This window comes from Burkholderia sp. Ac-20344, from assembly GCF_017104975.1.
Taxonomy (GTDB): domain Bacteria; phylum Pseudomonadota; class Gammaproteobacteria; order Burkholderiales; family Burkholderiaceae; genus Burkholderia.
In genome coordinates, this window is record NZ_JAAGPP010000195.1 from 1 (window position 1) to 13925 (window position 13925).

The 13925-nt window shown below is 66.4% G+C and carries 17 protein-coding genes and 2 pseudogenes; 15 read left to right on the forward strand and 4 right to left on the reverse strand.

Annotated elements, in window-relative coordinates; all coding sequences use genetic code 11:
- The 9 genes and pseudogenes from G3N64_RS35090 to G3N64_RS35130 all read left to right on the forward strand — a co-directional run.
- Positions 1-147 (forward strand): annotated as a pseudogene (locus G3N64_RS35090) (short-chain dehydrogenase); the annotation flags it as partial.
- Between the two features lie 78 nt (positions 148-225).
- Positions 226-630: a dihydroneopterin aldolase gene (locus G3N64_RS35095; RefSeq protein ID WP_047899203.1), complete on the forward strand. Its 405-nt coding sequence runs from the start codon at positions 226-228 to the stop codon at positions 628-630.
- A complete protein-coding gene (gene ttcA / locus G3N64_RS35100) occupies positions 627-1622 on the forward strand; it encodes a tRNA 2-thiocytidine(32) synthetase TtcA (RefSeq protein WP_205788248.1) in 996 nt (331 codons plus the stop codon). The genes G3N64_RS35095 and ttcA overlap by 4 nt, the downstream gene beginning before the upstream one ends.
- A gap of 135 nt (positions 1623-1757) precedes the next feature.
- A complete protein-coding gene (glmU, locus tag G3N64_RS35105) occupies positions 1758-3119 on the forward strand; it encodes a bifunctional UDP-N-acetylglucosamine diphosphorylase/glucosamine-1-phosphate N-acetyltransferase GlmU (RefSeq protein WP_205788249.1) in 1362 nt (453 codons plus the stop codon).
- A 55-nt stretch (positions 3120-3174) separates the two neighbouring features.
- The gene (glmS, locus tag G3N64_RS35110; RefSeq protein WP_205788250.1) at positions 3175-4992 is read left to right on the forward strand and encodes a glutamine--fructose-6-phosphate transaminase (isomerizing); all 1818 of its coding nucleotides are present in this window, start codon (positions 3175-3177) and stop codon (positions 4990-4992) included.
- A 130-nt stretch (positions 4993-5122) separates the two neighbouring features.
- Complete coding sequence (locus G3N64_RS35115) at positions 5123-5488, forward strand: type II toxin-antitoxin system RelE/ParE family toxin (protein ID WP_205788251.1); 366 nt, start codon at positions 5123-5125, stop codon at positions 5486-5488.
- On the forward strand, positions 5481-5801 hold the full coding sequence (locus G3N64_RS35120; RefSeq protein WP_205788252.1) for a DNA-binding transcriptional regulator: 321 nt from the start codon (positions 5481-5483) through the stop codon (positions 5799-5801). The genes G3N64_RS35115 and G3N64_RS35120 overlap by 8 nt, the downstream gene beginning before the upstream one ends.
- Positions 5802-5868: 67 nt before the next feature.
- Positions 5869-6336: a hypothetical protein gene (locus tag G3N64_RS35125; protein WP_205788253.1), complete on the forward strand. Its 468-nt coding sequence runs from the start codon at positions 5869-5871 to the stop codon at positions 6334-6336.
- The gene (locus G3N64_RS35130) at positions 6336-6554 is read left to right on the forward strand and encodes a hypothetical protein (RefSeq protein ID WP_011353435.1); all 219 of its coding nucleotides are present in this window, start codon (positions 6336-6338) and stop codon (positions 6552-6554) included. The genes G3N64_RS35125 and G3N64_RS35130 overlap by 1 nt, the downstream gene beginning before the upstream one ends.
- Positions 6555-6671: 117 nt before the next feature.
- Here the strand turns inward: G3N64_RS35130 and G3N64_RS35135 are convergent, their stop codons facing one another.
- Complete coding sequence (locus G3N64_RS35135; protein ID WP_205788254.1) at positions 6672-7508, reverse strand: FTR1 family protein; 837 nt, start codon at positions 7506-7508, stop codon at positions 6672-6674.
- Between the two features lie 12 nt (positions 7509-7520).
- A complete protein-coding gene (locus G3N64_RS35140; protein WP_011353437.1) occupies positions 7521-7853 on the reverse strand; it encodes a cupredoxin domain-containing protein in 333 nt (110 codons plus the stop codon).
- A 349-nt stretch (positions 7854-8202) separates the two neighbouring features.
- On the opposite strand from G3N64_RS35140, the gene G3N64_RS35145 reads away from it, so the two are divergent.
- Positions 8203-8403, forward strand: a complete 201-nt coding sequence (locus tag G3N64_RS35145; RefSeq protein ID WP_205788255.1) for a heavy-metal-associated domain-containing protein — start codon at positions 8203-8205, stop codon at positions 8401-8403.
- 63 nt (positions 8404-8466) lie between these two features.
- Here the strand turns inward: G3N64_RS35145 and G3N64_RS35150 are convergent, their stop codons facing one another.
- On the reverse strand, positions 8467-9957 hold the full coding sequence (locus G3N64_RS35150) for an aldehyde dehydrogenase (protein ID WP_205788256.1): 1491 nt from the start codon (positions 9955-9957) through the stop codon (positions 8467-8469).
- Positions 9958-10054: 97 nt separating this feature from the next.
- Complete coding sequence (locus tag G3N64_RS35155) at positions 10055-10606, reverse strand: cupin domain-containing protein (RefSeq protein WP_205788257.1); 552 nt, start codon at positions 10604-10606, stop codon at positions 10055-10057.
- Positions 10607-10730: 124 nt separating this feature from the next.
- Between G3N64_RS35155 and G3N64_RS35160 the strand changes: the two genes are divergently transcribed.
- From G3N64_RS35160 to G3N64_RS35175, 5 genes and pseudogenes are all read left to right on the forward strand, one after another.
- Positions 10731-10910 (forward strand): hypothetical protein, encoded by a 180-nt coding sequence (locus G3N64_RS35160; protein WP_205788258.1) that lies wholly within the window; start codon positions 10731-10733, stop codon positions 10908-10910.
- A gap of 151 nt (positions 10911-11061) precedes the next feature.
- Entirely contained in the window at positions 11062-11247 is a 186-nt protein-coding gene (locus tag G3N64_RS40040) for a hypothetical protein (RefSeq protein ID WP_043184603.1), read from the forward strand.
- Between the two features lie 283 nt (positions 11248-11530).
- Complete coding sequence (locus tag G3N64_RS35165) at positions 11531-12319, forward strand: gamma-glutamyl-gamma-aminobutyrate hydrolase family protein (protein ID WP_205788259.1); 789 nt, start codon at positions 11531-11533, stop codon at positions 12317-12319.
- Positions 12320-12348: 29 nt separating this feature from the next.
- Positions 12349-13686 carry a glutamine synthetase family protein gene (locus G3N64_RS35170; RefSeq protein WP_205788260.1) on the forward strand — a complete coding sequence of 446 codons (1338 nt, stop codon included), beginning with the start codon at positions 12349-12351 and terminating at the stop codon, positions 13684-13686.
- A gap of 37 nt (positions 13687-13723) precedes the next feature.
- Positions 13724-13925: pseudogene (locus tag G3N64_RS35175) on the forward strand (aspartate aminotransferase family protein); the annotation flags it as partial.

A 13925-nucleotide genomic window follows, 5' to 3' on the forward strand; every position in this document is an offset into this window, starting at 1 on the left:
GCGCTCGTGCGCGGCCACGCGCCGCACGCGGACGACATTGCGGCGGCCGCCTGCTATCTGGCGAGCGCGCCCGGCGTCACCGGCGCGACGCTGACCGTCGACGGCGGCGAGCACCTCGTGCCGCCCGCCGCCGGCCCGAATGAATGAACTGCGCGGATCGTGCGGCCTGACTGCCGCCGCCCGCGCCGCTTTGCGTGTGCGCACGCCAATTTGACTGGGACGACCATGTTTTCCGCTCTCCTGCACCCCCGCCTCGCGGACTGCCGCAGGCTCTACCTGCGCGACTACGAAGTGCACATCAACATCGGTGCCTTCGAACACGAGAAGCGCGGCGAGCAGCGCGTCGTCATCAATGTCGACCTGTTCGTGCCGCTCGCGCTGTCCACCCCCGTCGACGACCGGCTGCATGAAGTCGTCGACTACGACCTGATGAAGCAGAGCGTCGCGCAATGCGTGGCGCGCGGCCACATCCACCTGCAGGAAACGCTGTGCGACGCGATCGCCGCGCGCCTGCTGGCGCACGATGCCGTGCGCGCGGTACGCGTCTGTACCGAGAAACCGGACGCTTATCCGGACTGCGACGCCGTCGGCGTCGAAGTCTTTCGCATCAAGGACGAGGAGCGCGCATGAACGCCCCCCACATGAATGACACGGCGGCCGATGCCGCCCCCCTCGACACGCCCGCCGCGCCGGCCGGCCGCCCGGCGCTGACGCGCCGCGAACAGAAAGACGCGTACGAGAACAACAAGCTGTTCAAGCGGATCGTGCGCCAGGTCGGCCAGGCGATCGGCGACTTCAACATGATCGAGCAAGGCGACAAGGTGATGGTGTGCCTGTCGGGCGGCAAGGACAGCTACGCGATGCTCGACGTGCTGCTGCGCCTGCGCGAGCGCGCGCCGATCGACTTCGACATCGTCGCGGTGAACCTCGACCAGAAGCAGCCGGGCTTCCCCGAGCACGTGCTGCCGGAATACCTGAAGCAGGTCGGCGTGCCGTTCCACATCGAGAACCAGGACACCTACAGCATCGTCAAGCGGCTCGTGCCCGAAGGCAAGACGACCTGCTCGCTGTGCTCGCGGCTGCGCCGCGGGATCCTGTACCGCGTGGCCGGCGAGCTCGGCGCGACCAAGATCGCGCTCGGCCACCACCGCGACGACATCGTGCAGACGCTGCTGCTCAACATGTTCTACGGCGGCAAGCTGAAGGGGATGCCGCCCAAGCTGCAGTCGGACGACGGCAAGAACATCGTGATCCGCCCGCTCGCGTACGTGAAGGAAACCGATCTCGAGAAATACGCGGAACTGCGCGAATTCCCGATCATCCCGTGCAACCTGTGCGGCAGCCAGCCGAACCTGAAGCGCGCGGAAATGAAAGCGCTGATCCGCGAATGGGACAAACGCTTCCCGGGCCGCGTCGAGAACATGTTCAACGCGCTCGCGAAAGTCGTGCCGTCGCACCTGATGGACACGACGCTGTACCCGTTCACGTCGCTGCGCGCGACCGGCGTTGCCGATTCGCAGGGCGACATCGCGTTCGACGAGGAACCGTGCGCGTCGGGCGACGACACCGCGGCGCCGGGCGGCGCCCAACCGATCTCGATCGTCCAGTTCGACGACCTGTAAGCAGGGCCGGAACGCCCGCCGGAAACGGGGCGCAAGCTCCTTTTCCGGGCCTGTCGCCCCGCCGCGACAGGCCCGGAACGGCGAGGCCCACATGCTAAAATGGACAGCTTCGAACTCCTCTGACAAGCTGGCGCCATGAATATCGTGATTTTGGCGGCAGGCACCGGCAAGCGCATGCGTTCCGCGCTGCCGAAAGTGCTTCATCCCCTGGCCGGCAGGCCGCTCCTCTCCCACGTCATCGACACCGCGCGCACGCTGCAGCCGTCCCGGCTCGTCGTCGTCGTCGGTCATGGCGCCGAGCAGGTCCAGGCCGCCGTCGCCGCGCCCGACGTCCAGTTCGCGGTGCAGGCCGAGCAGCTCGGCACCGGCCACGCGGTGCGCCAGGCGCTGCCGCTCCTCGATCCCGCGCAACCGACGCTCGTGCTGTACGGCGACGTGCCGCTCACCCGCGCGTCGACGCTGCAGCGCCTCGTCGACGCCGCACGCGAAGGCCGCTACGGGATTCTGACCGTCACGCTCGACGATCCGACCGGTTACGGCCGCATCGTGCGCGACGCGGCCGGCTTCGTCACGCGCATCGTCGAGCAGAAGGACGCGTCGCCCGAACAGCTGAAGATCGCCGAAATCAACACCGGCATCATCGTCACGCCCACGGCCCAGCTGTCGATGTGGCTCGGCGCGCTGAAGAACGAGAACGCGCAGGGCGAGTACTACCTGACCGACGTCGTCGAACTCGCGATCGAGGCCGGTTTCGAGGTCGTCACCGCGCAGCCCGACGAGGAATGGGAAACGCTCGGCGTGAACAGCAAGGCGCAGCTCGCCGAGCTCGAGCGCATCCACCAGCGCACTATCGCCGAAGCACTGCTCGTCGACGGCGTCACGCTCGCCGATCCGGCGCGCGTCGACGTGCGCGGCACGCTGCGCTGCGGCCGCGACGTGTCGATCGACGTGAACTGCGTGTTCGAAGGCAACGTGACGCTCGCCGACAACGTGACGATCGGCGCGAACTGCGTGATCCGCAACGCATCGGTCGGCGCGGGCACGCGCATCGACGCGTTCACGCACATCGACGGCGCCGAGCTCGGCGCGCACACCGTGATCGGCCCGTACGCGCGGCTGCGCCCCGGCGCGCAGCTCGCGGACGAAGCGCACGTCGGCAACTTCGTCGAGGTGAAGAACGCGGTGATCGGCCACGGCTCGAAGGCGAACCACCTCACGTACATCGGCGACGCCGACATCGGCGCGCGCGTGAACATCGGCGCGGGCACGATCACCTGCAACTACGACGGCGCGAACAAGTTCCGCACCGTGATCGAGGACGACGTGTTCGTCGGCTCCGACACGCAGCTCGTCGCGCCGGTACGCGTCGGCCGCGGCGTGACGATCGCCGCCGGCACGACGATCTGGAAGGACGTGGCCGACGGCCTGCTCGCGTTGAACGAGAAGACCCAGACCGCGAAGAGCGGCTACGTCCGCCCGGTCAAGAAGAAAAGCTGAACCTTTTGCGGGCGCCCCGGCGGCGTCCGCGTCGACTTACAGGACTGACTCATTCATGTGCGGCATTGTCGGCGCAGTTGCGCAACGTAATATCGTTCCGGTGCTGATCGAAGGATTGCGGCGCCTCGAATACCGTGGCTACGACTCGTGCGGCGTCGCCGTGCTCGAGCCGGGTGCGCCGAAGCGCGCGCGCAGCGTCGCGCGCGTCGCCGATCTCGACACGCAGGTGCGCGAGTCGCACCTCGAAGGCACGACGGGCGTCGCGCATACCCGCTGGGCGACGCACGGCGCGCCCGTCACGCACAACGCGCACCCGATCTTCTCGTCGAACGCGCTCGCGCTCGTCCACAACGGCATCATCGAGAACTTCGAATCGCTGCGCGAAGCGCTGCGCGCGAAGGGCTACGAATTCGTGTCGCAGACCGACACCGAAGTGATCGCCCACCTCGTGCACAGCCTGTATCGCGGCAACCTGTTCGACGCGGTGCGCGAAGCGGTGGGGCAGCTGCACGGCGCGTATGCGATCGCCGTGATCCACAAGGACCAGCCGCACACCGTCGTCGGCGCGCGCCAGGGTTCGCCGCTCGTCGTCGGCCACGGCGACGGCGAGAACTTCCTCGCATCCGATGCGCTCGCGCTCGCAGGCAGCACCGACCGCTTCACGTTCCTCGAGGAAGGCGACGTGTGCGAGCTGTCGCTCGACGGCGTGAAGATCGTCGACCGGCACGGCGCGCTCGCGCAGCGCGAGATCCGCGTGGTCAGCGCATATGGCGGCGCGGTCGAACTCGGGCCGTATCGCCACTTCATGCAGAAGGAAATCTTCGAGCAGCCGCGCGCGATCAGCGACACCGTGCCGCAGACGGAAGCCTTCGACGCGACGCTGTTCGGCGACGCCGCGCCCGCCGCGTTCGCGGACATCGACAGCCTGCTGATCCTCGCGTGCGGCACCAGCTACTACTCGGGCCTCACCGCGAAATACTGGCTCGAATCGATCGCGAAGATCCCGACCCAGGTCGAGATCGCGAGCGAATACCGCTACCGCGAGTCGGTGCCGAACCCGCGCCAGCTCGTGCTGGTGATCTCGCAGTCGGGCGAGACGGCCGATACGCTCGCGGCGCTCAAGCATGCGCAGTCGCTCGGCCATACGCATACGCTGGCCGTCTGCAACGTCGCGACGAGCGCGATGGTGCGCCTCACCGAGATGCAGTTCCTGACGCACGCGGGCACCGAGATCGGCGTCGCGTCGACGAAGGCGTTCACGACGCAGCTCGTCGCGCTGTTCGTGCTGGCCGCGACGCTCGGCAAGCTGCGCGGGCACGTCGACGCCGAGCAGGAAGCGGAATTCCTGAAGCAGTTGCGCCACCTGCCGGCCGCGCTGAACAGCGTGCTCGCGCTCGAGCCGCAGATCATCGCGTGGTCGGAGGAATTCGCGCGCAAGGAAAACGCGCTGTTCCTCGGCCGCGGGCTGCACTACCCGATCGCGCTCGAAGGCGCGCTGAAGCTGAAGGAAATCTCGTACATCCACGCCGAGGCCTATCCGGCCGGCGAACTGAAGCACGGGCCGCTCGCGCTCGTCACGGAAGCGATGCCGGTCGTCACGGTCGCGCCGAACGACACGCTGCTCGAGAAGCTGAAGTCGAACATGCAGGAAGTGCGTGCGCGCGGCGGCGAGCTGTACGTATTCGCCGATGCCGATACGCAGATCGTCAACGACGACGGCCTGCACGTGATCCGGATGCCGGAGCACTACGGGCAACTGTCGCCGATCCTGCACGTCGTGCCGCTGCAGTTGCTCGCGTATCACACCGCGTGCGCACGCGGCACCGACGTCGACAAGCCGCGGAACCTCGCGAAATCGGTGACGGTGGAGTAAGGCTGGTCTGCCGGAAGGGCCACCGCCGGCCCCTCCGGATCGCGTATCGGCACGAAGCAGGCCATTCGGCCAGGTCGAAATATGTACCACTTAGTGGCATATAATCCTGTGCTGACTCGACTGGCTCGATATGTCTGCTTCCGTACGACGCGTGTTCAAGACGAAGTGGTTTCACAAGGCAGCCGGAAAAGCGGGAATCGCCGATGGCGAGCTCTGCCGCGCAGTGCGGGAACTGGCGCGGGGCCAGGGCATCGATCTCGGCGGCAACGTCTGGAAGCAGCGCCTGGACGGGAATCGCCAGCGAGGAATCGTGCTGGGCAAGGTCAGGCATACGTGGGTGTTCGGGTTCCTGTTCGCGAAATGCGACCGCGACAACATCGACGCACGCGAACTGCGCGCCTTCCGAAAGCTCGCCGCAGATGTCGGTCGACGCACCGACATCGACATCGCGACGCTGGTCGTACTGAACGAGTGGGTGGAGATTTGCCATGGCTAAGAGTCGATTCAAGAGCGATGCGACGGAGGCGATCCACAGCGCTGCGTCGGGCCTCTATCGCGCCAAGCTGATCGACAAGAAGACGATGCGCGAATACGACGATCTCTGCATCGAGGCCGCCCCGCAATTCGATCCGGAAGCGATCGCCCGCATCCGCAAATCCGTCAACGTCAGCCAGAGCGTGTTCGCGCTCTACCTGAACACGACGGCGTCGACGATCCGCCAATGGGAACAGGGCGACAAGCGGCCGAGCGGCATCGCGGCCCGGATGCTCCAGATCGTCGAGAAGCACGGGCTCGGGGTGTTCTCCTGAGCCGCCTCCCCGAATGCGCATGCACGGCCGACCGAACGCGGGTCGCAAGGAATATGACGGAGAGACAATGGTAAAAGTGATTGGATGCGGTCTGCTGGCGCTGACGTTCGCGTCGACGGGCTGGGCCGCCGAGCATTACGTCGAAGTCTGGAACCCGCCCGAAGCGAGGCAGCCTGCGGCCCGTGCGCCGGACGCCCGTACGCCGGCCGCGCGCCCGGGCACCGACGCGCGTACCGGCAAGAGCACGGAGAAGCACGCGAGCGTCACGCCGAAAGCCGCCACGAAACCGCACAAGCGCCGCGTCGCGCAAGCCGTGAAAGCCGGCTCGCATCGCCCGGCCGCAACCGCGACCGAAACGCCGGCCGCATCGCGCCCCGTCGCGCAACCTGCGCCGGGCCGTCTCACGGTGATGCACCCCGCCGGCCCCGACGAGACGCACGCGCTAAACTTCTCCAACATCCCGCGTCAATACACGCCGGACGGCAACGTGCTGCAGGTCGGCACGCACGGCCGCTCCGCGGAGGTGACTCGATAATGGAAGCGCAAACCTACCACGGCTACCAGATCTGGGGCCACGCGATCCTGCAGCAGGACGAGATCCTGCAGCCCGAGCGCTTCGCGGCGAGCGGCACGATCACGCAGAACAACAAGCTGGTCGAGGCATCCGGCGTGCTCGGCGTGTTCGACACCGAGGACGACGCGCGCGACGCGGGGCTCGAATGGGCCCGCGCCTGGATCGACAGCCACCGCTGATCGGGCGCGGCGTGCGCAACCGGCTCGCTGTCGTCGATGCCGCGCACGGGCCGGCCGCACACTGCAAATGAAAACGGGGCGTCATGGACGCCCCTTTTCTATTTGAACCCGGACCACTCAGGCTGCAGGCCGTGGCGGCCGCATGGCCGCCTGCGGCCGGCCGACGAGCCGCGACAGCCCGACGATCGCGGCCAGCGTCGCGAGGTACGCGACGATCTGGATGCCCGCCGGGCGCGCGGTATAGCCGATCAGCGTATGCAGCGCCTTGCCGACGATGCTGGTTTCCTTGAGCAGCCACGACGTATCCCAGATCGCGTCGCCCCACGACGGCACGAGGCCCGCCGCGAGCAGGAAGCCCACGCACTGGCTTGCCATCCCCGCCGCGAGCAGCACGATCAGCCAGTTGGTGACGGAGAACAGGCGCTTCAGCGGAATCTGCAGCAGGCCCGCATACATCCCGTAGCCGAGCCCGGCGCCGCCAAGCACGCCGAGCAGCCCGCCGACGATCATCTGCGGCGTCTGCCCCGGATCGCCCGCCGCGATGCCGTACAGGAACAGCACGGCCTCGGAGCCTTCGCGCAGCACCGCGACACCGACCACGATCGCCAGCCCCGTCAGCGGCTTGCTGCCGGCCGCGACCGCACGCCCGACCTCGGTCATCTGCATCGCCATCTCGCGGCCATGGCGGCTCATCCAGATGCTGTGCCACGCGAGCATCAGCGTCGCGACGAACATCACGCCCGCGTTGAAGACTTCCTGCCCCATGCCGGACGCCCACTGCGAAATCACGTCGGCGAACGCCGCGATCAGGCCGGCGCCGATCACGCCGCCGACCAGCCCGCCGCCGACCCACCAGCCGCGCCGCGGCACGCCCTTCGTGGCGGCCATCACGATCGACACCACCAGCGCGGCCTCGAGCACTTCACGAAAGACGATCAGGGCAGTAGACAACATGGCGATATGGGCTTACTTGACGGTCAGGTGCGTCTTCGACTGCGCTTCGTGATACTCGTCGTGGAATTCGTACGTACCGGCCTTCAGCGGCCCGACGAGGATCTCCACCGACTTGCCGGCGGGCACGACCTTCTCCGCCTTGAAGTCGTCGCTCTCGAATTCCGCGGGCGTCGCGTCGAGGTTCTTCACGACGAACTTCACCTTCTTGCCGGCCGGAATCGTCACGCCGTCCGGCGAAAACTTGTGGTCCTTCAGGGTCAGGTTGACGACATCGTCAGCCGCGAATGCGGACGTTGCCGATGCGCCCAGCAGGGCCAGCGCGAAGCCGAAAGCAAAACGGTTCATGTGAGTAACGAATTGAAATATCGAAGGGAATTGATACTAAGATCGATTCGCATTTTCACATCGCGTATCCTTACTGCCAGCATGGTGATCGTGCTTCATGGATCGCCGTCGCGCGTTGCCCGGCAAGGCATCCGCCCTGCTTTGCCGGGAACGCTTCGCCGTCAATCAGGATAAATTCCGAATGACGTCAAAGGCCCGATCAATATTCATCAGACATCACACTTACAACATGCTGTCGCCGCATCGTGCCTGCGACACCGACTTTTTTCGACACGCATACGCTTGACCTTCCCACCGTGGCAAGCTTCATGCTGTCCATGCTTGTCAATCGTCAACTCAGGAGAACACGATGGAATTCGAAGTCCAGGACATGACCTGCGGCGGCTGCGCCAATGCCATCACCCGCGCGGTGACGGCCGCCGATCCCGCCGCGAAGCTCGACATCGACGTCGCGGCGAAGATCGTCAAGGTCGAATCGGTGCAAGGCGCCGAGCGCGTGCAGTCGATCATCGAAGCCGCCGGCTTCCACCCCGCGCTGCGTTCCGCATAACGCCCGCACACCGCGAGCGCGGGCACACCGCCGTACGGCGCGGCGCCCGCGCCCGGCAGCGCGTCAGCGCAGCCGGATCAGCGTCGACTTCAGCTCGGTGTACTTCTCGAGCGCGTGCAGCGACTTGTCGCGGCCGTTGCCCGACTGCTTGTAGCCGCCGAACGGGAAGTTCATGTCGCCGCCCTCGTCGTAGCAGTTCACCCAGACGGTGCCCGCACGCAGCCGGCGCGACACGTCGTGCGCGGTCGTCAGGTTCGACGTCCATACGGCCGCGGCCAGCCCGTATTCGGTGTCGTTCGCGATCCGCACGGCCTCGTCGACGTCGTCGAACACGATCACCGACAGCACCGGCCCAAAAATCTCCTCGCGTGCGATCTTCGCATCCGGCTTCACCTCGAACACCGTCGGCTCCACGTAGAAGCCGCCCGTCTCTTCCTTCACGCGCGCACCGCCGGTGACGAGCCGGCCTTCGCTGCGCCCGGCCTCGATATAGCCGAGCACGCGCTCGAGCTGGATGCCGTCGACGATCGCGCCCATCGACACCGACGGATCGAGCGGGTTGCCGGGCACGTACGCGCGCGCGGCCGCGACGAGCTTCTCGATGAACGCATCCTTGATGTCGCGATGCACGAGCAGCCGGGAACCCGCCGTGCACATCTCGCCCATGTTGTAGAAGATCGCGCCGGCGGCCGCCTGCGCCGCGCGGTCGAGATCGGGACAATCGGGCAGCACGATGTTCGGCGACTTGCCGCCGAGTTCGAGCCACGCGCGCTTCAGGTTCGACTGCGCGGCGTACTGCATGATCAGCTTGCCGACCGCCGTCGAGCCCGTGAACGCGATGCAGTCGACATCGCGATGCAGCGCGAGCAGCTTGCCGGGCTCGCCCGCGCCCGGCACGACGTTGAACACGCCGGCCGGAATGCCGGCCTCGTACGCGAGCTGCGCGACACGGATCGCGGTCAGCGGCGATTTCTCCGACGGCTTCAGCACGACGCTGTTGCCGGCCGCGAGCGCGGGGCCGAATTTCCACGCGGCCATCAGGATCGGGAAGTTCCACGGCACGACGGCGGCCACCACGCCGACCGGCTCGCGCGTGACGAGACCGACGAGATGATGATCGGCCGGCGCGACCTCGCCGCCGACCTTGTCGATCGCTTCCGCGAACCATTCGACGCAATACGCGGCGCCCGGCACGTCGACCGTCGTCGTGTCGCCGATCGGCTTGCCGGCATCGAGCGTCTCGAGCAGCGACAGCTCGTCGAGATGCTCGCGCATCAGCGCGGCCCAGCGCAGCAGCACGGCCTTGCGCGCACGCGGGTTCAGCCCGGCCCACACGCCCGCGTCGAACGCGCGGCGCGCGGCCGCAACGGCCGCGTTCACGTCGGCTTCGCCGCAATCGGCGACCTTCGCGAGCACGCGGCCGTCGATCGGGCTCACGCAGTCGAACGTCCTGCCGCCGTGCGCGTCGCGCGACGCGCCGTCGATGAATGCGCGCCCTTCGATCTCGAGCGACGCCGCCTTGTCTTGCCAGTCAGCCAAAGTCAACTTGTTCATCAGGATGCCTCAGTTTTTTGGCATTCGCGATGCGACGCGCCGCTGCGCGTGACGCGCAGCCGGCCGGCAGCGAATGCAGTGACGCGCGGTTGGAAGGTCAGAAGGTCGCCGGCGAATTGGCCGAGACGACCTCGCAGACCAGGTCCGCGCTGGGATTGCGAAAACGGTGCGGCAAACGGCTTTCGAAGTAGTAGCCGTCTCCGGGGTCGAGCAGCCACGTCGCGCCGTCGACGGTCAGCTCGAGCCGGCCCGACACGACGACCCCGCCCTCGTGCCCCGCGTGCACGAGCATCTCGGGCCCCGTATCGGCCTGCGGCTGATAGATCTCGCGCAGAATGCACATGTTGCGGTCCTTCATGCTCGCGCCGACCAGATGAAACGCGAGCGTGTCGTTGCCGAGGTTCGGCATCTCGTCACGACGCGACACGACCGAACGCGATTCGACGAGCTCGAACGTGAAGAACTCCGCGAGACTCATCGGAATGCATTCGAGCAGCTTCTTCAGCGAGCCGACCGACGGGCTCACGCGGCCCTGCTCGATCAGCGAGATCGTTCCGTTGGTCACGCCGGCCCGCTTCGCGAGTTCGCGCTGCGACAGGCCATGCTTGTTGCGCACGAAACGCAGGCGCTCGGCGACTTCGGTGGACATCGATTCGGTTTCGGACACGATAAGTGCGATGGCAAAGTGAAACGACGCAGTGGACAGCCGTTGAATATTCTAATCACTTTATGCCGTGCATCAGCGGGGAAAACCCTGAAAGGCGTTCGAAATAATGAACACCCCAGCGATTATTCCTTTTGCGAATCTTTTGTTCGCACTGCTCGGGAAAGCCCTGATGCAACACCGTAAAAAAACATTTGACGCCGTTTTTGGCTCGTATATGCTGGCTCTCAGGTTAGCGTCATCAAGCATTCATCGGCAGCAAAAAACGTTATTGCAACGCAAAAATTGATGCCCATCAATGTAAATAACGCGTAACCGGCGCCTTGATTATTTTAAACGCCCAGCGCGTCGAAACGGTCAGGTGTTCAATACTTTCAACAACCCAGTCGAGTGTAATCGTGAGAGTCCGTGGCCCTCTGGTGAGGTGGGATCGAGGCGATGTGCGAAGTTTGCGCAGCGCCGCGTCCGCTTCCGACGACGGCAGTTGCGGCTGGCATAGTCCTCGCCTGCTTCATCTGTCGATCTACACCATCCTGTCCCGTCGTTCCGTTCGGCGTCACAACGCCGTTTCCGCACGCGCATTCGTCGCCGTCGATACCGACGAAGTGGCGTCGCTGCTGCCGTAGCGCCTCTCCTTTCTTTACGCCGTTCGTTTCGTCTGCAGATTCGCCAACCGCATCGTCCGTGCGGTGACGGCACGCGTTCGCGCATTCGTTGCCGCGTCGCGACTCGCAATGAAACGAACGACGGCCTGATCGTCGCGCGCAGCGCGGATCGCCACGCCATCCCGTTGCGCCCATTCACCAGCGGCCCTGCGTCTCGCGCAAGGCTGCGGGGCTGTTGCACGCCGGCGTTTCGCCACATCCGGCAAGTGGTACGCAACAATCCTCCGGATAACTGATTGACGTCATGGAAAGAAGGAAACCCCTCGTCGGCATCACCGCCGATCACACGCAAATCGGCGCACACGCGTCGCATACGGTCGGCGACAAATACGTCGCCGCGATCGTCGACGGCGCGCAAGCGTTCGCGATGGTGCTGCCCGCGCTCGGCGAGCGCCAGTCGGTCGACGACGTACTCGACGCGGTCGACGGCCTGCTGTTGACCGGCAGCTACTCGAACGTCGAGCCGCACCGGTACGGCGGCGAACCGAGCGCGCCCGGCACGAAGCACGACCCGGCACGCGACGCGACCACGCTGCCGCTGCTGCGCGCGGCGATCGCCGCGGGCGTGCCCGTGCTGGCCGTCTGCCGCGGCTTCCAGGAGCTGAACGTCGTCTGCGGCGGCACGCTGCACCAGCGCGTACATGAAGTGCCGGGCTTCGCCGATCACCGCGAGGACGACGACGCGCCGATGGACACGCAGTACGGCCCCGCGCACGTCGTGCGCCTGACGCCCGGCGGCAAGCTGCACGCGCTCGCCGGCGGCCGCGACGAAGTGCACGTGAATTCGCTGCACAAGCAGGGCATCGCGCAGCTCGGCTCCGGCCTCGCCGTCGAGGCCGTCGCGCCGGACGGGCTGATCGAAGCCGTGAGCGTCGTCGATGCGCCGGCTTTCGCGCTTGCCGTGCAGTGGCATCCGGAATGGCGCCATGCGCAGGACCCGCTGTCGAGCGCGATCTTCCGCGCCTTCGGCGATGCCTGCCGCGCCCGCCGCGCTGTCCGCACGCGCGCCATGGCCGCCGCCGCGCTCGCCTGAGCGCGCCGCCCCAACCAACGAGAACAGACATGCAAGACATCGAAGATTTTCTGAAGCAGCACCGGATCACCGAGATCGAAGCGATCATTCCCGACATGGCCGGCATCGCGCGCGGCAAAATCACGCCGCGCAACAAGTTCACGTCCGGCGAGTCGATGCGCCTGCCGCAAGCCGTGATGGTGCAGACCGTCACCGGCGAGTACCCGGAAGACGGCTCGCTGACCGGCGTGACCGACCCCGACATGGTGTGCGTGCCCGACACGTCGACGATCCGCCTGATCCCGTGGGCCGTCGACCCGACCGCGCAGGTGATCCACGACTGCGTGCACTTCGACGGCTCGCCGGTCGAGATCTCGCCGCGCTACGTGCTGCGCCGCGTGCTCGACCTGTACAAGGCGAAGGGCTGGAAGCCCGTCGTCGCGCCGGAACTCGAGTTCTACCTGGTCGACATGAACAAGGATCCCGATCTGCCGCTGCGTCCGCCGGTCGGCCGTACGGGCCGCCCCGAAACGGGCCGCCAGTCGTATTCGATCGAGGCCGTCAACGAGTTCGACCCGCTGTTCGAGGACATCTACGCGTACTGCGAATCGCAGAACCTCGACATCGACACGCTGATCCATGAAGTCGGCGCCGCGCAGATGGAGATCAACTTCATGCACGGCGACGCGCTGTCGCTGGCCGACCAGGTGTTCCTGTTCAAGCGCACGGTGCGCGAGGCCGCGCTGCGTCACAACATGTATGCGACGTTCATGGCCAAGCCGATGGAAGACGAACCGGGTTCGGCGATGCACGTGCACCAGAGCATCGTCGACGAGGAAACGGGCGAGAACCTGTTCACGTCGAAGGAAACCGGCGGTGCGACGTCGATGTTCTACAACTACCTCGCGGGGCTGCAGAAGTACACGCCGGCACTGATGCCGATCTTCGCGCCGTACATCAACTCGTACCGCCGCCTGTCGCGCTTCATGGCCGCGCCGATCAACGTGCAGTGGGGCTACGACAATCGCACGGTCGGCTTCCGCATCCCGCACTCGGGCCCGTCGGCACGCCGCATCGAGAACCGCATCCCGGGCGTCGACTGCAACCCGTACCTCGCGCTCGCTGCAACGCTCGCGGCCGGCTATCTCGGCATGACGCAGCGTCTGGAGCCGACCGAGCCGCTCGTCAGCGACGGCTACGACCTGCCGTACCAGCTGCCGCGCAACCTCGAGGAAGGGCTGACGCTGATGGCTGCGTGCGAGCCGCTCGGCGAGATCCTCGGCCACAAGTTCCTGAAGGCGTATTTCGCGCTGAAGGAAACCGAATACGAAGCGTTCTTCCGCGTGATCAGCTCGTGGGAACGCCGCCATCTGCTGCTGCACGTCTGAGCGTGCACCCAACCGAATACGGAATCACGGAGGAAACATGACTTACCGCAACGAATCTGCCTGGATCCAGCCGGCCGCGCCGGCCGCAGCGCCGCGCGCGACGCAGGCCCGCTCGACCGCCGAATACCGCGCGCTCGACGCCGCGCACCACATCCACCCGTTCTCGGACATGGGCGCGCTGAACCGCGCGGGCAGCCGCGTGATCGTGAAGGCCGACGGCGTCTATCTGTGGGATTCGG